The following is a 22,822-nucleotide window of genomic DNA, read 5'->3' on the forward strand; positions in this document are numbered from 1 at the left end:
GACTCGGATGATGGGTGCGTCTGGCTAGACTCGGGCCTTTGTCGTTGTCGGCCGAGTGCCCGGGGGAATACTGGTGATCAAGCGTGGTTTGTTGGCCTTGTGCATGGGCTTGGCCGTGGGTGCTCCGGCCTACGCCGCCGAGCAGGTGGATCTGGACATGGTGGGCAAGATCCGTCAGGAGGCCTTCCACCGTTCGCAGGTGATGGATACCTTCAGCCATCTCACCGAGAACATCGGGCCGCGCCTGAGCAACTCCCCGGCGATGGCCAAGGCCAACCGCTGGAGCCGCGAGCGCTTCAACGCCTGGGGCCTGACCAATGTGCACGACGAAGCGTTCGAGGACTTCGGCCGCGGTTGGGAATTCTCTTCGTCCAGTGTCGAGATGCTGTCCGAGCGCGTGCAGCCGCTGCATGCGCTGCCCAAGGCGTGGACACCGGGTACCAATGGTCCGGTCGAAGGTGAGCTGATCCAGGTCGAGATCAAGAAGCTGGCCGACATGGAGCAGTACAAGGGCAAGCTGCGCGGCAAGATCCTGCTGCTGGGCGACGCGCGCGAATACAAGCGTGGCACCGAGGCTGATTCGCACCGTCACGACGCCACTTCGCTGGAAGGCCTGCAGGAATTCGCCATTCCCAAGACCGCCGAAGAAGATCGCGCCAAGCGGGTCAAGGAATTCAACGAGCGTCAGGAACTGGCCCGCGCCACCAATGCCTTCTTCATCGAGGAAGGTGCCTTGGCCGCGATCAGCATCAGTGGCTGGGACAACGGCATCATCCGCGTGGCCGGCGGTGGCTCGCGCAAGGCCGGTGAATCGGTGGGCATCCCGGAACTGGCGATGATCGCCGAGCACTTCAACCCACTGGTGCGCGCGCTGAAGGACAAGCAGGCCGTACGCCTGCGCGTGAACGTGGATGCACGCTTCACCGACGACACCAATCAGCCCGGTCACAACACGTTGGCCGAGATCCGTGGCAGCAGCAAGGCCGACGAGATCGTGATGCTGGGCGCGCACATGGACTCCTGGCACACCGGCACCGGTGCGGCCGACAACGCCGCCGGCGTGGCGGTGATGATGGAAGCCATGCGCATCCTCAAGGCGGTGGGTGCCAAGCCCAAGCGCACCATCCGCGTGGCGCTGTGGAGTGGCGAGGAGCAGGGCCTGATCGGCTCGCAGGCCTACGTGGCCCAGCACTTCGCACATTACCCGGAACCGACCGACGCGGCGCAGAAGGCGCTGCCGGCATCGCTGCGCGAACCGACCGGTGCGCTGCAGAAGCTGCGTGATTACGACAAGTTCCAGGTGTACTTCAACATGGACAACGGCTCGGGCCGCTTCCGTGGCATCTACGCGCAGGAAAACATGGCGGCGATGCCGATCTTCGAGGCATGGTTGAAGCCGTTCAACGATGTGGGCGCCACCACGGTGGCCACCCGCAACACCGGCAGCACCGACCACATCAGCTATGACCGCGTGGGCCTGCCGGGCTTCCAGTTCATCCAGGACCGTCTGGACTACTTCAGCAATGTCCACCACAGCCACCTGGATACCTGGGATCACGCTGAAGCCGAGGATCTGAAGCAGGCGGCGGCGATCGTGGCCTCGTTCGTCTACAACGCGGCGATGCGTGAGGGTAATTTCCCGCGCAAGCCGTTGTTGGAGAAATGAGTTAGCTGCATTTGCTTGAAGGAAGGGCCGCGTTGCGGCCCTTCTGCTTTTGGGGCAGAGCAAGTAGATGCTTGATGAGTCCCTTCTCCCGCGTGCTGGGGGAAGGTGCCCGAAGGGCCGAAGGGGGGCTTTGGCTTTTGTTGTTGCTGGCGCCTTGGTCTCTCATGAGCAGCAGTTGCAACAACAAGATCAAAATCACAGGCCTTCGCTTCCCTTCGGGGAGCGAGCTACCTGGTCTCGTCGAGAAACGACGCACATCCGTGTGTGCCGCCCCGTGGGGGCTTATCTGCGGGCTCCGTCGCTGCGGAAGGGGCCCGGTGAGGCGAAGGCCAAAGCCAGAGCCAAAGCTGCCCTCACCCCAAGCCCTCTCCCGCAAGCGGGAGAGGGGCTTCAGGCCTTGCCACGGCGTCAATGCGGGCGAAGGGGTAAAATGCCGCGATTCCCACTTCTGCGCCTGTCATGACCGTTCGCACTCGTTTTGCCCCCAGTCCCACCGGCTACCTGCACATTGGTGGCGCCCGCACTGCGCTTTACTGCTGGCTGGAGGCCCGTCACCGTGGCGGCGAGTTCGTGCTGCGCATCGAAGACACCGACCGTGAGCGCAGCACCCAGGCGGCCATCGATGCCATCCTGGAGGCGATGGAATGGCTGGGCCTGGGCTATGACGAAGGCCCGATCTACCAGACCGAGCGCGTCGCCCGCTACAAGGAAGTGGCCGAGCAGCTGATCGCCGACGGCAAGGCCTACTACGCCTATGAGACCCGGGAAGAGCTGGACGCGATGCGCGAAGCGGCGATGGCCAAGCAGGAAAAGCCGCGCTACAACGGCGCTGCCCGCGAGCTGAAGCTGGCTTACAGGGACGACCCGAACCGCGTCATCCGCTTCAAGAATCCGCTCGACGGCACCGTGGTGTTCGACGACCTGATCAAGGGCAAGATCGAAATCGCCAACAGCGAGCTGGATGACATGGTCATCTTCCGTCCGGACGGTTACCCCACCTACAACTTCGCGGTGGTGGTGGACGATTGGGACATGAAGATCAATGAGGTCATCCGCGGCGATGACCACATCAACAACACTCCGCGCCAGATCAACCTGTACGAAGCCATCGGCGCCCCGGTGCCGAAGTTCGGCCACATGCCGATGATCCTGGACGAGCAGGGCGCCAAGCTGTCCAAGCGCACCGGCGCGGCCGATGTCATGCAGTACAAGGACGCCGGCTACCTGCCCGAAGCGCTGCTGAGCTACCTGGCCCGCCTGGGCTGGTCGCACGGTGACCAGGAGATCTTCACCCGCCAGGAGCTGATCGACCTGTTCGACGTGACCAACTGCAACTCCAAGGCCGCGCGCCTGGACATGGCCAAGCTGGGCTGGGTGAACCAGCACTTCCTGAAGAGCGAAGATCCGGCGGCCATCGCCCCGCAGTTGGTTTACCAGCTGGAAAAGCTGGGCCTGGAGGTTGCTGCGGGCCCGGCGCCGGTGGACGTGGTCATCGCCCTGCGCGAGCGCGTGCAGACGCTGAAGGAAATGGCCGAGAAGGCGGTGGTCTGGTACACGCCGCTGACCGAATACGACGAGGCTGCCGTGGCCAAGCATTTCAAGCCCGGTACCGATGCGCCGCTGGCCAAGGCCCGCGAGCTGCTGGCTGCGCTGCCGGAATGGACCGCCGAAAGCGTGTCGGCTGCGTTGCATGACACCGCCACACAGCTGGAAATGGGCATGGGCAAGGTGGCGCAGCCGCTGCGCGTGGCCATCACCGGTACCCAGGTCAGTCCTGACATTTCCCATACCGTATATCTGGCGGGCCGCGACGAGGCCTTGAAACGCATCGACGCCGCACTCATCAAGATCCCAACGGCCTGATCCCGAGGTAGACATGACCGACACACACTCCTGTACCGCCCCGCACCACCACGTCCAGGACGCGGCGGACTTTGTCGCGGTGGTCGAACGGGTGTGCCGTGAGCGCGGACTGCGGCTGACCCCGATCCGCGCCAACGTGCTGCGCCTGATCGCCGAGGCGGGCAAGCCGGTCAAAGCCTACGAGCTGCTGGAGTGGGTGCGTGAAGGCAAGGGCGTCGGTGCCGACGCCCCGCCGACGGTTTACCGCGCGCTGGATTTCCTGATGGCCAACGGCTTCGTGCACAAGCTGTCATCGGTCAACTCGTTCGTCGCCTGCCACCATCCCAGCAGCAACCAGCACTCGGTGCCGTTCCTGATCTGCGACCGGTGCCACAGCGCGGTGGAGCTGGAAGACCGTGACATCGTCCGACAGCTGGAAACCCGCGCCAAGGAGCTGGGTTTCAAACCGCAGGCGCAGACGCTGGAAGTGCACGGGTTGTGTGCGAACTGCGCCGGGTGAGGGTTTGATTCGCTGCACGAAGAAAAGCCGCGCATAGCGCGGCTTTTTTGTGCCCAATGCCAGGACGTCAGGCTTTTGCAGGAGCGGCATCAGCCGCGAAGCCGCTGCCGCTTACGATGTATGCAGCTTGCCATCTGACAATGTTGGATGGCGGTTGTTCCTGCGCTGGGAGAACCGTCAGCTTCGCGGTCGAGGCCGTTCCTGTAAACGCAGGCCGCTACGGCGATGGTTCAGAGCTGTAAACCACTTCGCCATCCTTGATGGTCTGCAGCACCTTGATCGTATGCAGCTGCAGGCGGGCGATGGTCAGCGGGTTGTCCGACAGCACCACCAGGTCCGCACGCTTGCCCACTTCAATCGAGCCTTTGCTGGCCTGTTCCGAGTACTGCTCGGCTGCCCACAAGGTGATCGACTTCATGGCCTGTTCCGGCGTCACCCGCTGATCCGGGCCGAGGATGTAGCCGCTGCGCGTGGTGCGGTTGACGGTGGCGTCCAGCACACGCATCGAATCCGGGAACACCACCGGTGCATCGTGATGCGAGGTGAACTTCATGCCGGCATCCAGCACCCAACGCGTGGGTGAGATGTTCTCGGCGCGCTCCGGGCCCAGCACCGACTCGCGGTGCCAATCGCCCCAGTAATAGGTGTGCATCGGGAACAGCGACGGGAAGATGCCGAGCTTGCGGATTTCAGCCACCTGATCCCTGCGCAGGGTCTGCCCGTGAATCAGCACCGGCATCAGGTGCTTGTCAGGATGCGCGGCTTCGGCAGCGGCAACCGCGTGGATGAGCTGGTCAATCGCGGCGTCACCGTTGGCATGGGCCAGCACCTGCCAGCCGTGGCCCCAGGCCTGGCTGATCAGGTCGTTGACCTTGGCATCGGGGAACGCCGGGTAGCCGGCATAGTCCGGCTTCTCACCTTCCGGAACCTTGTAGTACGGCTTGCTCAGCCATGCGGTCTTGCCCTGCGGTGAGCCGTCCAGACTGATTTTCACTCCGCCGATGCGGAAGTGATCGGTGTAGTTCAGGCCATACAGGGGGCCCTGCATTGCCGGGTTGTGAAGGGCAACTTCGATATCGGGATAGGCCACCACATCGATCTTCAGCTTGCCGGCCTTGGCTGCCAGCGGTAGCAGTTGCAGGGTGCCAGCGTCGGTCTTGCCATCCTGCGCGGTGGTGTAGCCGTACTTCATGTACAGCGCCTGCCCGGCTTCGAGCATGGCCAGCGATTGTTCCAGGGTCATCGCCGGCATCAGCTTGGCCAGCGCGAGGTTGTGCGCGCTTTCTTCAAGCACACCATCGGGAATATTGCTGCCCGGTTCGCGGCGGATCACGCCGCCGGGAGGATTGGGTGTGTCGGCGTTGATGCCGGCCAGTTCCAGTGCCTTGCTGTTGTAGGCGCCGAGATGACCCGACTGGTGCATCAGGATGATCGGGATGTCGGTGGCGATTGCATCCAGGTCCTGGCGGGTGGGATGACGCTGTTCGGCCAGTTGCGAATCGTCGTAGCCGAAGCCGATCAGCACCTTGTAGCCCTCGGGCGTGGTCGGATGTGCGCGGAACTCACGCATGATCTTCTGCAGCGCCGGAATGGAATTGCCCTCGCCATCGGGCGCCGGCAGCAGGTTGGCCGACAGTGCCTGCAGGCCCACGCCGGACACATGCCCATGGGCATCGATGAAGCCGGGGGTCAGGGTCTGTCCTTGCAGATCTACCAGTCGCGCATCCGGGCTGAAGGCACGCGCGGCTTTGCGGGTACCGACGAAGGCGATGCTGCCGTCGCGGACCACCACGGCTTCAGCCTGTGGCTGACGGTCGTTCATGGTGATGATCGGGCCGCCGGCATACAGCGTATCGGCGTGTGCGGCTGCGTTGACCATCAATGCGGCCAGGACCGAAACGGTCAGCTGCAATCTCATCGGGATTCTCCGGAACCATAAGCGATCCGGAGAGCCTAGCCTAACCACGGCGAAGCGGACGTGGAAAGATCGTCGCAGTACGCAGGGGCGGCACCGGCAGTGGCATTCGCGCTGCGCTTTCCCGGTTGGCGCAGCGCATCCGTGAATGGCGCAACCTGCCGGAAATTCGCCGAGATGGCGGTGACGAGGCGCCACCGTCTACGGAACGCTCGGGATGCGCCATGCTTGCTCTGGCGGGATATCCAGGCCTGTGCAGGCTCAGTTCGATGCGACTGGCTGCGGCGTGGCGGCGGTATCCACCTGCACGATGACCGACATGCCGGGACGCAGGCGAGAGGCCAATGCCTGGCCCGGATCGATGGCGATCCGGATCGGCAGGCGCTGCACCACCTTGGTGAAGTTGCCGCTGGCATTGTCGGGCTTGAGCACCGAGAACTCCGAGCCGGTGGCCGGCGCGATCTGTTGGATCCGTCCGTGCAGTTTCCTGCCCTTGAACGCATCAACAGTGAAGGTTGCCGGTTGGCCGATCTCCATGTTCCAGGTCTGGCCCTCCTTGAAGTTGGCGACAACCCACAGGTTGTCCGGCACCAGGAACAGCAATTGACTGCCGGCGGTGACGTACTGGCCCAGGCGCACCGAAGCCTCGGAAACCTGGCCATCACGAGGCGCCTTGATCACCGTGTTGTCCAGGTCGATCTGCGCCAGCTTCAGCGCCGCTTCGGCGTTGGCGACCTTGGCTTCCAGCCCGCGGCGTGACACCTGCGTGGCGGTGAGGTTTTCCTTGGCGATCTGGATGGAGGCCTGCGATTGCGCCACGCTGGCGTTGGAGGACTGCACGCTGGCGCGCAGCTTGTCGCGATCACTGTTGGACACCAGTTGCTGGGCAGCCAGTTGCTCGTAGCGGTGCAGTTCGGTCTGGCTCTGTTGCTGCTGCGCACGGCCAGCGGAGAGATTGGCCTGGGCCGACGCGATCTGCGCACGGTTCTGCGCCTGGCTCTGGTCGGAGTTGGCCAGTTGCGCCCGGGCATCAGCCAGCGCGGCTTCGGCCTGCTGCACGTGCTGCCGGTAGATGCGCTGATCGATCTGCAGCAGCGGTTGGCCTTGCTTGACGTAGTCGAAATCCTTGACCAGCACGTCGGTGACATAGCCGTTGACCTGTGGCGCCAGCACGGTGACCTGGCCGCGCACATAGGCGTTGTCGGTGTGCATGGTGCTGCTGTTGAACGGCCACAGCTGCCACGCGCGCAGGATCAGGGTCAGCCCGATCAGCGCGATCACGATCATCACCACCACGCTGACGCGGCTGGGGCGGTTGTACTTGGACACGGCTACCGGAGTTTCGGTGGTGGGGGTGTCGGTGTTGTCGCTCATGGGGAGCCTCGGTTCGAGGATGTAGCGGCCTTCCGGGGCCGGAGGAATTGTTTGACGCGTGGATCGCGGGACATCACTTCCAGCAGCAGCCAGCTGAGAAAGCCGATGGCGATCCAGCCGCTGAGCGCGAACACGTCATTGAACGCGCGGACATTGGCTTCACGCTTGGCTGTCGCGGCGAGTGCGGCGTTGCCCTGCGCCTTGAGTTGCACCGGGTCGGTGATCAGGCGCGAGTAACTTTGCTGCTGTTGTTGCAGACGTTGCGCGACCTGCGGGTCGGCCGCGTTGACATGGCTGACCAGCCCGGTTGAATACACATGCTCACGGTGCAGCTGGTAGCTGCCCAGCAGCGCAGAGCCGGTGAGACTGGCGAAGTTCTGGGTCAGTGACAGGATCACGACGAACGACACGATGTGATCCAGCCCGCGTGCCAGTGCCTGCTGTATGCCGATCAACATCAGCGGGCCCATGAACATGCCACTGCCAACGGCAGCCAGAAACTGGCTCAGGGCAAAGTCCATCGGCCTGTCCATGCTGGTGCGGTGCTGATCCAGGAATGCCGCGCTGCCAAGCAGGATGATCGAAGCCAACAGCTGCGGGATCAGTGCCTTTGGCCCGAAGGTCAGCGCACTGATGGTGATGCCCACCAGCACGCCGCACAGAATCACGCCGAACAGCGGCGCCATCTGGTCAGGCCCCATGCCGAGCGTGCGCATCATGGTGACCATGCCGTAGTTCTGCTCGTTGGTCAGGAAGCGGATCAGGAACGCGCCAACGATGAAACGCAGCATCGTCGGGCCCAGCAGCCAGCGCACCTGCAGTAGCGGGTTGCGCCGCTGTTGTTCGATGCACAGCCCGGTGGCCAGCAGCACCACCGCGCCGGCAAGCGCCCAGCCCAGCCACGGTGTGTCGAACCACCAGCGCAGGAAGCCCTGGTTGAGCACCACGACGATCAGCGCCAAGCCCGGCGCGAGCAGGGCGAAGGTGAGGAAGTCGGTGCGTTCAAAGGCCTTGATCTGGATGCCCGGAGGCAACTTCAGCAGCACCACGGCAGCAAACGCGCACAGCGCCAGACCGGCCTCGAACAGATACAGGTTCTGCCATTCACCGCGGTCCAGCAGGCCGGAGGAAATCAGCCAGGCAACCGGCGTGGCCAGCATCGACAGACTCATGCCTACTACCAGCATCTGCCCCACGTATTTGCGCGGTAGTGCCTGTAGCATGTACAGCACGCCCAGCGTGGTGCAGGCGGCGCCGGCAAAGCCGCTGCCGGCGCGTACCAGCAAGGTGGTGGCAAGGCTGCCGACGAACAGATGCAGCACCGCCAATGCCGCGTATACGCCCAGCCCGATTTCGGCGAACAGCAACAGGCCATATTCCTGGCGGAATTTGAATACCAGCAAGTTGGCGCTGACATTGACCATCAAGTACGCCGCGACCAGCCAACTGGCCTCGGTGGCCTGCAGCCCCATCTGCCCGGTGATCAATGGCAGATTGGCGCTGATGAGCGCATTGCCCAGCCCACCGGTGAGCGCTACCAGTATCGCGATCAGCGCGTAGGCGGCACGCCGATGCGGCGGATGCCAGGGCATGGATGCGCCACCAGGGAGGGTGGGTTTTTCGTGGTCTTCCCAATCCGGAATGGGCTTGAGCGGCTTCATGGTCATTGCCCGGCCGCCGGTTCGGCCAGGCCCGGACGCAGCAGCTGCAATGCGCGGCGGGCGAGTACGGCACGCTCGGCGCGGGTGCGCCCGCGCAATGCTGCCCCCAGCATGCTGGAGATCAGCGACACATCAACCAATTGCATGTCCTGTCGGCACAGGCCGGCGGCCTTGGCGCGCAACAGGGCCGGCTCCATCAACTGCAGGATGTGTTGACGCGCGGTGCTGATGGCCGGGCTGTCCTGGTCCACTGCACGCCAATAGTCAGCCAGGGCAGGGGATTCGACGATACGCGCGGCCATGCCATCGATGACCTCGAAAAAGGCGTCGTCACGATCACCCAGTTCGACCAGGTGGTCCTCCAGTCGTTTGACGGTGCGTTCCAGCATGGCGCCGACCAGCGAGGCCCGATCCGGGAAGTTGCGGTACAGCGTGGCGCGGCCGACACCGGCACGCTCGACCACCAGATCCAGTGGGGCGGTGATGCCGTGTTCGCCGAACACGGCATCGGCCGCGTCCAGCAGCAGGGCGCGGCGCGCGGCGGCGTCGGAGCGGGTTGAAGTCATGCCAACATGATCCGGACAAAAATGTCCGATTTCAACCAGCGCGTTCTGAAACAGCCGTTGAGACTTCTGTACGGTTCAGTTGTTGACGGCTGCCGCGCGCGTTACCGGCGCCTCGCGGATGGGCAGGTTGACCAGGGCTGCGACAACCGCCAATGCCATGTCGCCGTACCACATCCAGCTGTAATCGCCGCCATATTCCAGCGCCACGCCGCCCAACCACGCACCGAAGAAGCCACCGATTTGGTGCGAGAGCAGGGTCAGGCCGAACAGCGTGCCCATGTGGCGCGGCCCGAACAGCTTGCCGACCAGGCCCGCCGTGGGCGGCACGGTCGCCAACCAGGTGAAACCCAGGGCCGCTGCAAAGACATAGAACGTAGTCGGTGTTGGCGGCGAAACCAGGTACACCGCAATCAGCACCGCGCGGCTCAGGTACATCCAGAACAGCAGCCACTTCATGCGGAAGCGCTCGCCCAACGCGCCGATGGTCAGGCTGCCGGCAACGTTGAACAGGCCAATCAGTGCGATGGAAATCGACGACACCGTCGGTGAAAGGCCGCACATGGCGATCTCACTGGGCAGGTGCGTCACCAGAAAAGCGATATGCACGCCGCAGGTGAAAAAGCCCAGGTGCAGGCACCAGTAGCTGCGCTCGCGCAGCGCTTTGCGCAGCTGCAGCCTGAGGCTTTCCTCGCCCAGCCCGGCTTCCGCGCGCGGGGCGCGTTTGCGCAGCGGCCATGCCAATGGCAACGACAGCAGCACGATCACCGCCAGCGCATACAGCGTGCGCACCCAGCCGAACGCGGTAAGCAGCAGCTGTACCAGCGGCGCGAACAGGAACTGGCCCAGCGAGCCACCCGCGTTGATGATGCCCGCCGCCATCGAACGCTTGTGCGCGGGAATGCGCCAGCTGCTGGCACCGATCAATACCGAAAAACTGCCAGCGCCGGCACCGGCAGCCATCAACAGGCCGAAGCTGAGATTGAGCCCCCAGGTGCTTGGCATCATCGTCGCGGCGACAAGGCCGACGGCAAGCAGCACACCGCCACTTACCAGCACAGGCAATGGCCCGCGTTGATCTGCCAGCGCACCGAACAACGGCTGCACGGCACCCCAGACGAACTGGCCGATCGCCAGCGAAAAGCTGATCTGGGCGATGCTCAATCCGGTGGAGGCATTGATGGGATCGATCAACAGGCCACTGGTCTGGCGTACGCCCATCGTGACCATCAGGATGGCTGATGCGGCCAGCAGCAGGCCCCAGGGTGTGCGCGCCAAGGGCGTCGTGCTCATGCGCGGCTCTCCGCTTCCAGCGCGAGGCTCAGCGCTTCGAGTTGCTGGTTGAGCGCTGCGACGTCCGCACCGCCGAAGATCGTTTCGATCTCATCCTGTGCCTGCTGCCACAGCGGTCGCGCCTTCTGCAGGCGGCGCTTTCCCAGCGCGGTGAGATGCACCTGGCGCTGGCGTGGATCCTCGCCGGGTTGCGATGACAGCAGGCCGGCGGCGACCAGCGGCTTCAGGTTGCGGGTAAGGGTTGTGCGATCCATGCCCAGCGCCTCGGCCAACGCACCAAGTGGGCGTGGCTCGCGTGCCCGGCGCAGGATCGAATAGGCATTGAGGCTGAGCTCGGCGGCTGCGAGGTGGCGGTCGTAAACCTGCGATGTCAGGCGGGAAGCGCGGCGTAACTGGAAGCAGGTGCAGGGGCTGAGCGTGTCCATCGGAGCTTCCGGTAAATGACGCTGCCGATTTTATGTGTATATGCACTCATTTAGGGCGCCGTAAATGGAACGCTGACTGCCGAGGGAAGTGCGCAAGTGCTGGGTGGCGGGCCAGGAGTACGGATACGCAACCGCCCCTCTTCCCAGCGGGGAGAGGGGCGGTTTTCAGACAGTCACCCGGAGCCGATCAGAACCAGGCGCGAATACCAAACGCCACGCCACGGCCCGGCAGTGGCGAGTAATCACGCAGCAGCGAGGTATGCGGGCGGGCCTCACGGTTGGTCAGGTTGCTGCCGTCCAGGAACACTTCGTAGCTGTTGCTGCCATTGCGATCCCAGCGGTAGGCCATGTGCGCGTCGACCAGCGTGTAGCCACTGCTGGGCTCCTCGTTCTGTGCGACATCCTTCTGGCTGCTGTAACGCACCGCGCCCACCGAGGCGCGCCAACCATCCCGTGACCAGCGCAGGTCCGCGCCTGCACGCGCCGGCGAGATGCGCGGCAGGTATCCCCCGTTGGCCAGCTCCACCGTGTAGTTGTGGTTGTGATCACCATGCGGCACCGCGATGTCGGCGGCGCGGCTGCCGCTGCCATCGAGTTCGGCCTTCACGTAGTCGCCAAACACGCGCAGATCCCAGTCGCCCGCTGCACCTTCAAACAGGTGCACGGTGGCCTCGGCCTCGGCGCCCTTGAAGGTGGCGTCCTGCTGCGTCCACAGTCGTACCGGCAGCGACTCGACCACGCCGGTGTCGGCCAGGTAGATGAAGTCCTTGAACTTGGTCTGGTAGATCGCAGCGGTGAAGTCCAGGCGGTCGCTGTGGGTGTGGATGCCGAGTTCCGCACGCTGCCCGCGTTCGGTTTTCAGGTTCGCATCGCCGATCTCCAGTGAGCGTGTGGCGATATGCGCGCCGGCTGCGTACAGCTCTTCGTTGGTCGGAGCGCGCTCGGAGCTGTCGATGCCGAAGCGCAGGTCAACCGACTCGTTGAGCTTCCAGATACCGGCTGCGGACAGGTTGGTGGCATCGAACGTGCGTGCGCGGTAGTCGCCGACCGGGTCGAGCTTGATCTGTTCGTGACGCGCGCCGAGTTCAAGTTTGAACGGGCCGAACTGCTTTTCCTGCAGCACGAACAGGCCCGCGCTGCGGGTACCGGTGTCGGGCACGAAGGCTTCCTCGCCCTTGGCACCGAAATCACCGTTGCTGATCTGCAGGCCGAATGCACCATCCCAGCCGCCGATCTGCTGCTGCACGGCTTCCAGGCGGGTTTCGATGCCGCGATTGGTGAAGCGCGTGGACGGTGTGCCGCCTTCCAGCTCGGTGTGTTCGTAATCGGTGTAGCCGGCGCGCAGATTGATGTTCTTCAGGAACGCGGTCGGGTTGTAGATACCGGCCTTCATGTCGAAGCGGTTCTGCACCATGTCGATGCGGACATCGTGCTCGCCACCTTCCTCCTCATCGCCGTGATCATGATCGTGGTCATGACCATGGTCGTCATCGGCATGCACATGCGCGCCATTGGGAATGCCGTAGTTGGTGCGATAGGTGCCGGCGGAAACCCCGAAGTAGCCACCTTCACCCAGCCAGGTGGCGCCCAAGCCACCCGCGCGAGTGCGCACCGAGCTGTTGTCCAGTCGGCCGCGGCGCGGCTCGTCGGCATCAGCGTCGCCATGGTCGTGTCCATCGTGATCTTCCAGGCCGTCGATCACCGCGTAGCCGGGAATGCGGTAGTCATCGCCATTGCGCACCAGGCCATCCACATGCAACACCCAGTTTCCATTGACGCCATCCAGACGGAACATGCCGCTGCGCTCGTCGTTGACCGAGTTGCCACGCAGTTCGGCACGGCCGCTGAGCGGACGGTCCGGAATCTCGCTGGCGATGCGGCCATCGACCACGTTCACCGCGCCTCCGATGGCGCCGCTGCCGAACAGCAGCGTCGCGGGGCCCTTCAGCACTTCGATTTGGTCGGCCAGGAACGGCTCGATGCTGGTGGCATGGTCGGCGCTGACGGTGGAGGCATCCATGTTGCCGACGCCGTTGGACAGCACCTGCACGCGCGGGCCTTCCTGGCCCCGGATGATCGGGCGACCCACGCCGGGGCCGAAGAAGGTGCTCTGCACGCCGGGCAGCTTGGCTACGGTATCGCCGAGCGTGCCGGACTTCTGCTCGTCCAGGCGTTCACCGGCCAGCACGTCGACCGGGCGCGCCAGCGATTCGGCTGGACCCTGCAACGGCGAGGCGGTGACCTTGACCGCCGACAGCTCGGTCAGGTGGTGGCTCTTTGCGGCATCGTCGTTGTCCGCTGCAATGGCGATGCCAGGCAGGGCGGCGGTCAGCGCGACGAAAAGGAGATGACGATTGAAACGACGGGGGAGTGCATGCATTGAAGAGTGTCCTCGTTGTTACTGTGTATCACTTGGTGGGCGTGCTGAACCGGAGGCGAAGTGGGGGAGGCAGCAGGTGGTTCGGCTCGGATCGGTGATTATGTTATATTATTCCATAACGATTCGCCGACCCTGCTGGAAGTCATGCCCCTGCCGACCTCACTACGCCAGTTCCTCGACCGTTTCGGAGCCACGGGTTCCCTGCTGTGTGCCGTGCATTGCGCGGTGTTGCCGGCGCTGCTTGCCATTGCCCCGTCGCTGGGGTTGTCGTTCTGGCTGAGCGACAGCGTCGAGGCGGGCGTGGTGATCTTTGTGACATTGCTGGGTCTGGCAAGCCTGATCTGGGGCTATTACCGGCACCGCGCACTGCTGGCGCTGGCCTTGCTGGTGCCGGGATTGGTGCTGCTGTGGGCCGGGCTGCTGCATGCCGAATTGCACCATTCACAGGTACCGCACGCGGTGGTGATGACCTTGGGCGGGGTGCTGGTCGGGCTCGCGCATGTGCTGAATCTGCGCTTGAATCACCGCCACGTTCACGACGCCAGCTGCGCGCATTGAGGGCGCATGCTAGGCTGTACCACTTCATGCGCGGGGGCGCTCATCGCGGCCTCGCCAAACCCGTGTCAGCACGGGGCAATCTGATTTCAAACTAAGGAGTTGACGACATGGGTAAGGGTGACCGTAAGACCGCCAAGGGCAAGCGTTACAACGCCAGCTACGGCAATTCGCGTTCGCATACGGTGAGCAAGGTGGCCGTGGGCGCAGCTGCGCCGGTCGCCAAGAAGACTGTCGCCAAGGCGCCGGCCAAGAAGGCTGTGGCGAAGAAGGCAGTTGCCAAGGCCGGCTGATCCCAGCCAGGCGTGGTACGAAAAAAGCGGCGCTTGCGCCGCTTTTTTTGTGGTTGTCGTTTGTGCCGGCGGTGTTGCCCGGTATGCACGCCGTCGGCCGATCAGGCGGCCGGTGGCGCTTCTGCGCTGAATACCTGTGCGATGACTTCGGACAAGTCGTCCTCGGTGAACGGCTTGGTGATGTAGGCCTTGGCGCCCTGGCGCATGCCCCACAGGCGGTCGGTGTCCTGATCCTTGGTGGTCACCAGGATCACCGGAATGTGCTGGGTGGTGGCCTCGCGCTTGAGCGTACGCGTGGCCTGGAAGCCGTTGAGGTTGGGCATCACCACATCCATCAGGATCAGATCCGGCAACACCGATTTGGCGGCCTCCACCCCGGAGGCGCCATCGGTGGCGGTAAAGGTTTCGTGCCCCAGTTTTTCAACGATGCGCAGGATGCCCATCAACTGCGAGGGCGAATCGTCGACGATCAGGATGCGTGCCATGTTGTTTCCCCAATATCCTGTTTCCCCAAGATGCTGGCGAGTGTAGTGCCGGCCCGCCCTGAACGTGAAGCGTTGTGCGTCACGTCCATGGCGCGGCGTGATCGACGTCAATCAACTCTTACGACAGTGCGGCCGAAGGATCTGCCGCTCAGCATGGTTTCAAAAACTCCGGGCAGCTCGCCCAGGCTGACTTCGCGGGTACAGATGGTGTCCAGGTGGCGCGGCTTCCAGTCGCTGCCCAGCAGCTGCCAGACCTGTTCGCGCACATCGCGTGCGGTGCCGGCCGAGGCCACGCCCAGCAGCGACACGCCGCGGATGATGAACGGCATCACGGTCATGTCCAGTTCGGCAGCGGCGGCAAGGCCGGCCGAAGCGACGTTGCCGTAGGGCGAGGTCTGCGCCAGCAGGCTGGTCAGCATCGGCCCGCCGACGTTGTCCAGTCCGCCGCCGAAACGGGCCGACTCCATCGGCCGGGTGGTGCCAAGCGCATCGCGGCCCAGCACCTGGCTGGCGCCGATGGTGGTCAGGTAGTCCGCGGCTTCGGCCTTGCCACTGATGGCATGCACCTCGAATCCGGCACGGCTGAAGATGTCCACCGCCAGTGAGCCGACGCCGCCGGTGGCACCGGTCACCGCCAAGGGGCCGTGCGCGGGTGTCTGGCGGTTCTCCTTCATGCGGAACAGGGCCAGGGCGGCGGTGAAGCCGGCGGTGCCCAGGATCATGGCTTCGCGCAGGGACAGGCCGGCGGGCAGGGGAATGACCCACTTCGACTCCAGCCGGACATACTGGCTGTAGCCGCCGTCACGGGTTTCGCTCAGCCCGCAGCCGGTGGTCAGTACCTTGTCTCCCTCATGGAAGGCCGGATCGCTGGAGGCGACCACTTCACCGGCCACATCGATGCCGCCGATCAGTGGGAAGCGGCGCAGGATCTTGCCCTTGCCGGTGCCGGCCAGCGCGTCCTTGTAGTTGACCGAGGACCAGCTGGCGCGGATCACCACTTCGCCGGGGCTGAGCTGGTCCAGCGTCACCTGCTCCAGCCCGCTGCGGTAGCCGGCGTCGTCATTGTGGATGCGGAAAGCGGAGAACGAGGGGGAAGTGGACATGCGGCAACCTGCATTGGAACGGGGACATCCAACGATAACGGTTGGGAAACGGCAGGTCTGCCCCTATTACTAGTGTGGACAGGGCCATGATGGGACTTGTCGGGATTCCGCTGGCCCGGCGCGCACCGGACCGGCCTGGGTGGATCACACGCAGGCTTAACCGATCAGCGGGAAACTCCCGCCGATTGCGGAACCTCTGAACTTGTTCAGAGACTCCCTTGTTAGAATCGGGATTCGATTGATGGCCGGACAGGGCGGGGAGCGACCCGCACACCGGCCCTTACAGATGGAGCATGCATGGCCTGGAATACACCCGGCGGCAACAGTGGGGACGACAATCGTGCGCCCCGCAAGCCACGCGGCGGCAATGGTGGTGGTTGGGGCGGTGGTCTGCCCGGGCCGTTGCGCGACCTGTTTGATGGCGGCATCTGGCGTTGGGTGCTGGTTGCACTGGCCCTGCTGGTGTTGTTCTCCAGCTTCCAGCTGATCGGCGAACAGCAGCGTGGTGTGGTGCTGCGCTTCGGCGAGTACTCGCGGATCCTGCAGCCGGGCCCGAACTTCAAGCTGCCGTGGCCGCTGGAATCGGTGATCAAGGTCAACGCTACCCAGATCAAGACCTTCAGCAGCAACGTGCCGGTGCTGACGCGTGACGAGAACATCGTCAACGTCGCACTGAACGTGCAGTACCGGGTCGATGATCCGCGTCTGTACCTGTTCGGTACGGTTGATGGTGACCAGATGCTCGAGCAGTCCGCGCAGAGCGCCGTGCGTGAGCAGGTGGGCCGTGCCGATCTGAACACCGTGCTCAACAATCGTGGCCCGCTGGCCGTGGTTGCCGAGCAGCGTCTGCAGGCCTCGCTGAAGGCCTACAACACCGGTTTGAGCGTGACCGGCCTGACCCTGCCCGACGCGCGTCCGCCGGAAGAAGTGAAGCCGGCCTTCGACGAGGTCAACGGTGCCCAGCAGGTCAAGGAGCGCCTGATCAACGAAGCCCAGGCTTATGCCGCCAAGGTGGTGCCGGAAGCGCGCGGCCAGGCCTCGCGTGCCCGTACCACCGCGGAAGGTTACAAGCAGGCCATCGTCGCCCGCTCCGAGGGTGATGCGCGCCGCTTCAGCCTGTTGCAGGCCGAATACAAGAACGCGCCGGAAGTCACCCGCAAGCGTCTGTGGCTGGAAACCGTGCAGCAGGTGCTGTCGGAAAACCGCAAGGTCATCGGTGGCGATGGTCGCCAGTTGATCTACGTGCCGATGCCGGCCGATGCGAAGTCCACCGGCAACGCTCCGCAGCTGACCCCCGACATGGTGGTGCCGGCATTGCCCGCAACCACCGACAGCATCCGCAACCCGGACCGTTCGGTCTCGCGCTCGGCAAATCGTGAGGAGGCTGGCCGATGAAAAATTCTCTTGGAATCGGCCTGCTGGTCGTGGTGCTGCTGGGCCTGCTGGGCTCGGTCTACGTGGTGCGTGAAGACCAGACAGCGATGGTGCTGAACCTGGGCAAGGTGGTGCGCGCGGATATCAAGCCGGGTCTGCACTTCAAGGTGCCGCTGGTGGAATCGGTGCGTGTGTTCGACCGTCGCCTGCAGGTACTGGACACTGCCCCGGCGCGTTACTTCACCGCCGAGCAGAAGGACGTCAGCGTTGACTTCTTCGCCATCGGGTACATCTCCGATGTGCGTGCGTACTACCGTGCCACCGGTGGTGACAGCAAGGTGGTCAACGCCCGCCTGGCGCCGATCATCACCGACTCGCTGCGTAACCAGATCAACTCGCGCACCTTGCAGGCGCTGGTGTCCGGTGACCGTGGCGAGCTGATCGCCGGGCAGCTGAAGAGCATCAACGAGGCCATCCAGACGCTGGGCATGCAGATCGTCGACCTGCGCATCAAGCAGATCGACCTGCCGACCGACAGTCAGGTGATCACCGATGTCTACGAGCGCATGCGCGCCCAGCGTAAGCAGGAGGCCGCCAAGCTGCGTGCCGAAGGCGAGGAGCAATCGTTGACCATTCGTGCCCAGGCTGACCGCGAAAGCACGGTCATCGTGGCCGAGGCCGAGCGTGATGCCCAGCAGCTGCGCGGTGAAGGCGATGCCCAGGCGGCTGCGATCTACGGCAAGGCCGGTTCGGCCGACCCGGCGTTCTATTCGTTCTATCGCAGCCTTGAGGCCTACCGTGGCTCGATGACCGATGGCAACGGCGTGATCGTGCTCGACAAGAATGACCCGTTCCTGCAGTACATGAAGAGCGATCGTTGATCATCCGGTTACCGGTTGTCTGATCGTTGCTCGGCTGTTGCTCAAAGCCCCTCTCCCGCAACCGGGGGAGGGGTTTTGTTTTTGAGCGGGTCGCAAAGTTCCGTGTGCTCCCTCGGCCCACCAGATCCATGTGTCTCCCCCTCTACGTGGCTGCACCGTGCAGCCCGCAGGTCCCGCCGGGCTGTTGGCCCGCAGACACAGGAGGGGAGAGTCAACGTCCATTACTTCCCGTCCTCTACGTTGCTTTTCTCCGATGAAAGATTTCCTTTCCGCGCTCTGCCTCGCCGCCGTACTTGAAGGTCTGTTCCTGTTCGCCACGCCACTGGCCTGGAAGCGGATGGCGTCGCAGATGCTGGAGCTGCCCGCATCGTCGCTGCGGAAAATGGGCGCGCTGGTGCTGGCTGCCGGGCTGGCGGCGCTGTGGTGGTCACGCCACTGAACGCGCGGCCACCGGCTCCGGGGGGCTGAACCCCAAGGGGTGGTAGCCGTCAGGCAAAACCCGGATAATCCACAAAAGCCGGTCGGGTGAGCTCCTAGCAGAGCGTCCCGTTCGGCTTTTTCCGTGTATGGCCCTGACGTTTGCCGGACGCTCCCCGATGGGGCATCCATGATGGCGGAGCAGGGGCAGTGCACGGCCCCGTCCGCGGCCCCGATGGCCGCAGCAAAAAAATCAGGAGTTACCCGTCATGGGTCAATCAGTTGTTGTTCTCGGCGCCCAGTGGGGCGATGAAGGCAAGGGCAAGATCGTCGATCTGCTGACCGAAGAAATCGGCGCAGTGGTCCGTTTCCAGGGGGGCCACAACGCGGGCCATACGCTGGTCATCAACGGCAAGAAGACCGTCCTGCACCTGATTCCGTCCGGCATCCTGCGCGATGACGCGCTGTGCCTGATCGGCAATGGCGTGGTGATTTCCCCGGCCGCCCTGTGCAAGGAAATCGAAGAGCTGGAAACGGCTGGCGTTGAAGTGCGTTCGCGCCTGAAGATCTCCCCGGCCGCGCCGCTGATCATGCCGTACCACATCGCGCTGGATCAGGCCCGCGAGAAGGCCGCCGGCGGCAAGGCCATCGGCACCACCGGTCGCGGCATCGGCCCGGCCTATGAAGACAAGGTGGCGCGTCGCGGCATCCGCGTGGCCGACCTGCATTACCCGGAACAGCTGGCTGAAAAGCTGCGTGCCGCGCTGGATTACCACAACTTCGTGCTGACCAAGTACCTGGGCGTGGAAGCGGTGGATTTCGACACCGTTTACAAGGAAGCGCTGGCCTTCGGCGAGTACGTCGAGCCGATGAAGTCCGACGTTGCCGGCATCTGCCATGACCTGCGCAAGCAGGGCAAGCGCGTGCTGTTCGAAGGTGCGCAGGGCGCGCTGCTGGACATCGACCACGGCACCTATCCGTACGTCACCAGCTCCAACACCACCGTCGGCGGCGCGCTGGCCGGTGCCGGTGTCGGCGCCGACGCGATCGACTACGTGCTGGGTATCGCCAAGGCCTACGCCACCCGCGTTGGCGGTGGTCCGTTCCCGACCGAGCTGGACGACGAAGTCGGCCAGGGCATCCGTGACCGTGGCGCCGAGTACGGTGCTTCGACCGGCCGTCCGCGTCGCTGCGGCTGGATGGATATCGTCGCGCTGAAGCGCGCTGTCGCCATCAACGGTATTTCCGGCCTGTGCATCACCAAGCTCGACGTGCTCGATGGCATGGAAAAGCTCAAGATCTGCATCGCCTACGAATACCGCGGCAAGCGTACCGAGTACGCACCGCTGGATGCGCAGGGCTGGGAAGAGTGCACCCCCGTGTACCTGGAGTTCCCGGGCTGGAGCGAGAACACCCACGGCGTCACCGAGTGGGACAAGCTGCCGCCGGCCGCCCGTGCTTACCTGCGCGCGCTGGAAGAACTGGCAGGCTGCCCGATCTCGATCGTGTCGACCGGTCCGGACCGCGACCACACCATGGTCCTGCAGGATCCGTGGGGCTGATCGCAGCCGTTGCTGCAATCAATGATTGAAACAAGGCCCCGCTTCGGCGGGGCTTTGCTTTGTCGGGTCGGCTGTCGAGCAGAATCATGTCCCGATGTAGAGCACGTTGCCCGTTGCCCGGGGGGCGGGGTGCGGGCGATAGACTCCGCGCGTGATTCAAGGCTGGCCGAGTGGTTCGGGTTGTCACGAGCAGCCACGGGCGCACCCAGACCAATGGCCGGGGCAGGGAGACCCCGGTGCTGGCTAGAATGGGCCGGCGTTTCATCCTGCCGCCAGCCTGATTGACCTGATGCGAATCGACCCCGCCGAAATCGAAGCCCTGTTCAATGCCATTCCCAGCGTGCTGTTCTTCGCCAAGGACATGCAGGGGCGCTATACGCACGTCAATCTGACGATGATGCACCGGCTGGGGGTGAAGTCACGCGGCGAAGTCATCGGCAAGCGTGCCGATGAGCTGTACCCGGCTGGCATGAGTGAGGCCTATGTCGAGCAGGACGCACGGGTGCTGGCCGGTGAAGTGATCGAGAACGTCATGGAGCTGCAGTTGCTCGCCAACCAGCAGCCCGGCTGGTGCCTGACCTGCAAGCGTCCGATCATCGAAGATGGCAGCGTGGTCGGACTGATCGGTATTTCCCGTGACCTTGGCCAGCGCGGTGGACTGGAATCGCAGTACGAACCGTTGCGGCTGGCATTGGATTATCTCAACACGCATTACGCTGAAAACGTGCGCATGCAGACGCTGCTGGACATCACCGGATTCTCGCTGTCCAAGCTGGAGCGTTCGTTCCGCAAGGTGTTCCAGATGACCCCGCAGCAGGTGCTTACCCGGCTGCGCATCCAGATCGCGCTGCATCTGCTGCATGGCGATGAAAGCGTGGCCAGTATCGGTCAGGCATGTGGTTTCAGTGACCAGAGTGCGTTCACCCGCAAGTTCAAGGCCGAAGTGGGCATGGCGCCGCGCCAGTACCGGGCGATGATCGCCGCCCGCGCCGCACAGGGCTGAATCGCCGGCGCACGGTCGCAGCCGTTGCGACCGCGCTCGGCTATCCTGCGGTTCCCCGCAGGCAGGAACCTCCATGGCCAAGACCCGAAGCAGCGCTTACGTCTGCACGGAATGTGGTGCCGAATACAGCAAGTGGCAGGGCCAGTGCACCGAATGCGGCGCCTGGAACGTGCTCAGTGAAATCGTGCTGGAAAGTGCTGCCGCCGCGAAGTCGCCGGCCTCGCGTCGCAGTGGTTGGGCAGGCAAGGTCGATGCACCCAAGATCACCGCGTTGAAGGATGTACAGCAGACCGAACACCTGCGCGTATCGACCGGCATCGGCGAGTTCGACCGTGTGCTGGGTGGCGGCCTGGTGGAAGGTGCGGTGGTGCTGGTCGGTGGCGATCCGGGCATTGGCAAATCCACGCTGCTGCTGCAGGCGGTGGCAAAGATGGCCAGCACCTTGCCGGTGTTGTATGTGACCGGTGAGGAGTCGCTGGCGCAGGTGGCCGGCCGCGCGGTGCGCCTGGATCTGCCGTTGGAGGGCCTCAATGGCCTGGCCGAAACCGGGGTTGAAAACATCCTGCAGCATGCCGCCAGTGCGCGGCCGAAGTTGATCGTGGCCGATTCGGTGCAGACGCTGTGGACCGAATCCGTCACCGCCGCGCCGGGCTCGGTGAGCCAGGTGCGCGAGAGTGCTGCACGCCTGGTGCGCTTTGCCAAGGAGACCGGCACCGCCGTGTTCCTGGTGGGCCACGTCACCAAGGAGGGGGGCATTGCCGGTCCGCGCGTGCTGGAGCACATGGTCGATGCGGTGCTGTACTTCGAAGGTGAGAGCGGCAGCCGTTTCCGGGTGCTGCGTGCGTTCAAGAACCGCTTTGGTGCGGTCAACGAACTGGGCGTGTTCGCCATGGGCGACAAGGGCCTGAAGGAAGTTCCCAACCCGTCGGCGATCTTTCTGTCCGGCGGTAGTACGCGGCAGCCCGGCAGCTGTGTGATGGTCACCCGCGAAGGAACCCGTCCGCTGTTGGTGGAAGTGCAGGCGCTGGTGGATTCATCACCGTTGTCCAACCCGCGTCGGGTTGCGGTGGGGCTGGAGCAGAATCGCCTGGCGATGTTGCTGGCGGTGCTGCACCGTCACGGCGGCGTGGTGGTCGGCGACCAGGACGTGTTCGTCAATGTGGTCGGCGGCATCCGCGTGCAGGAGACGGCGGTGGATCTGCCGGTGCTGCTGGCGGTGCTGTCCTCGCTGCAGGACCGGCCGCTGGCCGAGAAGACGATCGCCTTCGGTGAGGTCGGCCTGTCCGGCGAGATCCGCCCGGTGCCCAATGGTGAGGACCGCTTGCGCGAGGCGGCCACGCATGGTTTCAAGCGCGCCATCGTGCCCAAGGCCAATGCGCCCAAGACCGGCTCGGTGAAGGGTATGGAAGTGATCGCGGTGGAGCGGTTGTCCGAGGCGCTGGAGGCGGCCGCCGAATAGGCGGTGGAGCGGAGCCACACTCAGCCGGGGACTTTGCCGGGAATGTTTCGT

Annotated in this window: 20 protein-coding genes; 11 read left to right on the forward strand and 9 right to left on the reverse strand. The window is 64.3% G+C overall.

The genetic code is table 11. The annotated features are described in order from the left end of the window. Nucleotides 1–73 precede the first annotated feature (73 nt). The 3 genes from ABB26_RS16165 (at nucleotide 74) to ABB26_RS16175 (ending at nucleotide 4,028) form a co-directional block, all read left to right on the forward strand. Nucleotides 74–1,666, forward strand: coding sequence for a M20/M25/M40 family metallo-hydrolase (locus ABB26_RS16165; protein ID WP_057635744.1), 1,593 nt, complete (start codon nucleotides 74–76; stop codon nucleotides 1,664–1,666). Nucleotides 1,667–2,125: 459 nt separating this feature from the next. Then, nucleotides 2,126–3,529, forward strand: coding sequence for a glutamate--tRNA ligase (gltX, locus tag ABB26_RS16170; protein ID WP_057635745.1), 1,404 nt, complete (start codon nucleotides 2,126–2,128; stop codon nucleotides 3,527–3,529). Nucleotides 3,530–3,542: 13 nt separating this feature from the next. Further along, nucleotides 3,543–4,028 (forward strand): Fur family transcriptional regulator, encoded by a 486-nt coding sequence (locus tag ABB26_RS16175; RefSeq protein ID WP_057635746.1) that lies wholly within the window; start codon nucleotides 3,543–3,545, stop codon nucleotides 4,026–4,028. Nucleotides 4,029–4,245: 217 nt separating this feature from the next. Here ABB26_RS16175 and ABB26_RS16180 read toward each other — a convergent pair whose 3' ends face one another. From ABB26_RS16180 to ABB26_RS16210, 7 genes are all read right to left on the reverse strand, one after another. Then, nucleotides 4,246–5,946 carry an amidohydrolase gene (locus tag ABB26_RS16180; protein ID WP_057635747.1) on the reverse strand — a complete coding sequence of 567 codons (1,701 nt, stop codon included), beginning with the start codon at nucleotides 5,944–5,946 and terminating at the stop codon, nucleotides 4,246–4,248. Nucleotides 5,947–6,204: 258 nt separating this feature from the next. Continuing rightward, the gene (locus ABB26_RS16185; RefSeq protein ID WP_057635748.1) at nucleotides 6,205–7,317 is read right to left on the reverse strand and encodes an HlyD family secretion protein; all 1,113 of its coding nucleotides are present in this window, start codon (nucleotides 7,315–7,317) and stop codon (nucleotides 6,205–6,207) included. Further along, nucleotides 7,314–8,978 carry an MFS transporter gene (locus ABB26_RS16190; protein ID WP_245626250.1) on the reverse strand — a complete coding sequence of 555 codons (1,665 nt, stop codon included), beginning with the start codon at nucleotides 8,976–8,978 and terminating at the stop codon, nucleotides 7,314–7,316. Before ABB26_RS16190 ends, ABB26_RS16185 begins: the two co-directional genes overlap by 4 nt. A gap of 2 nt (nucleotides 8,979–8,980) precedes the next feature. Beyond that, complete coding sequence (locus tag ABB26_RS16195) at nucleotides 8,981–9,544, reverse strand: TetR/AcrR family transcriptional regulator (protein ID WP_057635750.1); 564 nt, start codon at nucleotides 9,542–9,544, stop codon at nucleotides 8,981–8,983. A 75-nt stretch (nucleotides 9,545–9,619) separates the two neighbouring features. Next, complete coding sequence (locus ABB26_RS16200; protein ID WP_057635751.1) at nucleotides 9,620–10,834, reverse strand: MFS transporter; 1,215 nt, start codon at nucleotides 10,832–10,834, stop codon at nucleotides 9,620–9,622. Then, nucleotides 10,831–11,259 (reverse strand): MarR family winged helix-turn-helix transcriptional regulator, encoded by a 429-nt coding sequence (locus tag ABB26_RS16205; protein WP_057635752.1) that lies wholly within the window; start codon nucleotides 11,257–11,259, stop codon nucleotides 10,831–10,833. Before ABB26_RS16205 ends, ABB26_RS16200 begins: the two co-directional genes overlap by 4 nt. A 187-nt stretch (nucleotides 11,260–11,446) precedes the next feature. Next, a complete protein-coding gene (locus tag ABB26_RS16210; RefSeq protein ID WP_057635753.1) occupies nucleotides 11,447–13,639 on the reverse strand; it encodes a TonB-dependent receptor in 2,193 nt (730 codons plus the stop codon). 144 nt (nucleotides 13,640–13,783) lie between these two features. Here ABB26_RS16210 and ABB26_RS16215 point away from each other — a divergent pair, with 144 nt between their 5' ends. Next, nucleotides 13,784–14,197 carry a MerC domain-containing protein gene (locus ABB26_RS16215; protein WP_057635754.1) on the forward strand — a complete coding sequence of 138 codons (414 nt, stop codon included), beginning with the start codon at nucleotides 13,784–13,786 and terminating at the stop codon, nucleotides 14,195–14,197. 107 nt (nucleotides 14,198–14,304) lie between these two features. Further along, nucleotides 14,305–14,487 carry a 30S ribosomal protein THX gene (locus tag ABB26_RS16220; protein ID WP_057635755.1) on the forward strand — a complete coding sequence of 61 codons (183 nt, stop codon included), beginning with the start codon at nucleotides 14,305–14,307 and terminating at the stop codon, nucleotides 14,485–14,487. Between the two features lie 101 nt (nucleotides 14,488–14,588). Here ABB26_RS16220 and pilH read toward each other — a convergent pair whose 3' ends face one another. Both pilH and ABB26_RS16230 read right to left on the reverse strand, forming a co-directional pair. Next, complete coding sequence (gene pilH, locus ABB26_RS16225; protein WP_057635756.1) at nucleotides 14,589–14,972, reverse strand: twitching motility response regulator PilH; 384 nt, start codon at nucleotides 14,970–14,972, stop codon at nucleotides 14,589–14,591. A gap of 107 nt (nucleotides 14,973–15,079) precedes the next feature. Next, nucleotides 15,080–16,075, reverse strand: coding sequence for a YhdH/YhfP family quinone oxidoreductase (locus ABB26_RS16230; protein WP_057635757.1), 996 nt, complete (start codon nucleotides 16,073–16,075; stop codon nucleotides 15,080–15,082). Between the two features lie 297 nt (nucleotides 16,076–16,372). Between ABB26_RS16230 and hflK the strand changes: the two genes are divergently transcribed. The 6 genes from hflK to radA all read left to right on the forward strand — a co-directional run bounded on the left by hflK (nucleotide 16,373) and on the right by radA (nucleotide 22,771). Beyond that, on the forward strand, nucleotides 16,373–17,470 hold the full coding sequence (hflK, locus tag ABB26_RS16235; RefSeq protein ID WP_057635758.1) for an FtsH protease activity modulator HflK: 1,098 nt from the start codon (nucleotides 16,373–16,375) through the stop codon (nucleotides 17,468–17,470). Continuing rightward, complete coding sequence (hflC, locus tag ABB26_RS16240; RefSeq protein ID WP_057635759.1) at nucleotides 17,467–18,330, forward strand: protease modulator HflC; 864 nt, start codon at nucleotides 17,467–17,469, stop codon at nucleotides 18,328–18,330. Before hflK ends, hflC begins: the two co-directional genes overlap by 4 nt. 253 nt (nucleotides 18,331–18,583) lie before the next feature. Further along, the gene (locus ABB26_RS16245) at nucleotides 18,584–18,769 is read left to right on the forward strand and encodes a DUF2065 domain-containing protein (RefSeq protein ID WP_057635760.1); all 186 of its coding nucleotides are present in this window, start codon (nucleotides 18,584–18,586) and stop codon (nucleotides 18,767–18,769) included. Between the two features lie 247 nt (nucleotides 18,770–19,016). Beyond that, a complete protein-coding gene (locus tag ABB26_RS16250; RefSeq protein ID WP_057635761.1) occupies nucleotides 19,017–20,309 on the forward strand; it encodes an adenylosuccinate synthase in 1,293 nt (430 codons plus the stop codon). 289 nt (nucleotides 20,310–20,598) lie between these two features. After that, complete coding sequence (locus ABB26_RS16255; RefSeq protein ID WP_057635762.1) at nucleotides 20,599–21,312, forward strand: AraC family transcriptional regulator; 714 nt, start codon at nucleotides 20,599–20,601, stop codon at nucleotides 21,310–21,312. A 73-nt stretch (nucleotides 21,313–21,385) separates the two neighbouring features. After that, nucleotides 21,386–22,771, forward strand: a complete 1,386-nt coding sequence (gene radA, locus ABB26_RS16260; RefSeq protein WP_057635763.1) for a DNA repair protein RadA — start codon at nucleotides 21,386–21,388, stop codon at nucleotides 22,769–22,771. The last annotated feature ends 51 nt before the right edge of the window (nucleotides 22,772–22,822 follow it).

The sequence above is a fragment of the Stenotrophomonas humi genome (assembly GCF_001431415.1).
Classification (GTDB): Bacteria; Pseudomonadota; Gammaproteobacteria; order Xanthomonadales; family Xanthomonadaceae; genus Stenotrophomonas; species Stenotrophomonas humi.

Coding starts and splice junctions, on each gene's coding strand:
- gltX (WP_057635745.1), top strand. CDS start 2,126: ATGACCGTTCGCACTCGTTTTGCCCCCAGTCCCACCGGCTACCTGCAC.
- ABB26_RS16175 (WP_057635746.1), top strand. CDS start 3,543: ATGACCGACACACACTCCTGTACCGCCCCGCACCACCACGTCCAGGAC.
- ABB26_RS16180 (WP_057635747.1), bottom strand. CDS start 5,946: ATGAGATTGCAGCTGACCGTTTCGGTCCTGGCCGCATTGATGGTCAAC.
- ABB26_RS16185 (WP_057635748.1), bottom strand. CDS start 7,317: ATGAGCGACAACACCGACACCCCCACCACCGAAACTCCGGTAGCCGTG.
- ABB26_RS16190 (WP_245626250.1), bottom strand. CDS start 8,978: ATGAAGCCGCTCAAGCCCATTCCGGATTGGGAAGACCACGAAAAACCC.
- ABB26_RS16195 (WP_057635750.1), bottom strand. CDS start 9,544: ATGACTTCAACCCGCTCCGACGCCGCCGCGCGCCGCGCCCTGCTGCTG.
- ABB26_RS16200 (WP_057635751.1), bottom strand. CDS start 10,834: ATGAGCACGACGCCCTTGGCGCGCACACCCTGGGGCCTGCTGCTGGCC.
- ABB26_RS16205 (WP_057635752.1), bottom strand. CDS start 11,259: ATGGACACGCTCAGCCCCTGCACCTGCTTCCAGTTACGCCGCGCTTCC.
- ABB26_RS16210 (WP_057635753.1), bottom strand. CDS start 13,639: ATGCATGCACTCCCCCGTCGTTTCAATCGTCATCTCCTTTTCGTCGCG.
- ABB26_RS16215 (WP_057635754.1), top strand. CDS start 13,784: ATGCCCCTGCCGACCTCACTACGCCAGTTCCTCGACCGTTTCGGAGCC.
- ABB26_RS16220 (WP_057635755.1), top strand. CDS start 14,305: ATGGGTAAGGGTGACCGTAAGACCGCCAAGGGCAAGCGTTACAACGCC.
- pilH (WP_057635756.1), bottom strand. CDS start 14,972: ATGGCACGCATCCTGATCGTCGACGATTCGCCCTCGCAGTTGATGGGC.
- ABB26_RS16230 (WP_057635757.1), bottom strand. CDS start 16,075: ATGTCCACTTCCCCCTCGTTCTCCGCTTTCCGCATCCACAATGACGAC.
- hflK (WP_057635758.1), top strand. CDS start 16,373: ATGGCCTGGAATACACCCGGCGGCAACAGTGGGGACGACAATCGTGCG.
- hflC (WP_057635759.1), top strand. CDS start 17,467: ATGAAAAATTCTCTTGGAATCGGCCTGCTGGTCGTGGTGCTGCTGGGC.
- ABB26_RS16245 (WP_057635760.1), top strand. CDS start 18,584: ATGAAAGATTTCCTTTCCGCGCTCTGCCTCGCCGCCGTACTTGAAGGT.
- ABB26_RS16250 (WP_057635761.1), top strand. CDS start 19,017: ATGGGTCAATCAGTTGTTGTTCTCGGCGCCCAGTGGGGCGATGAAGGC.
- ABB26_RS16255 (WP_057635762.1), top strand. CDS start 20,599: ATGCGAATCGACCCCGCCGAAATCGAAGCCCTGTTCAATGCCATTCCC.
- radA (WP_057635763.1), top strand. CDS start 21,386: ATGGCCAAGACCCGAAGCAGCGCTTACGTCTGCACGGAATGTGGTGCC.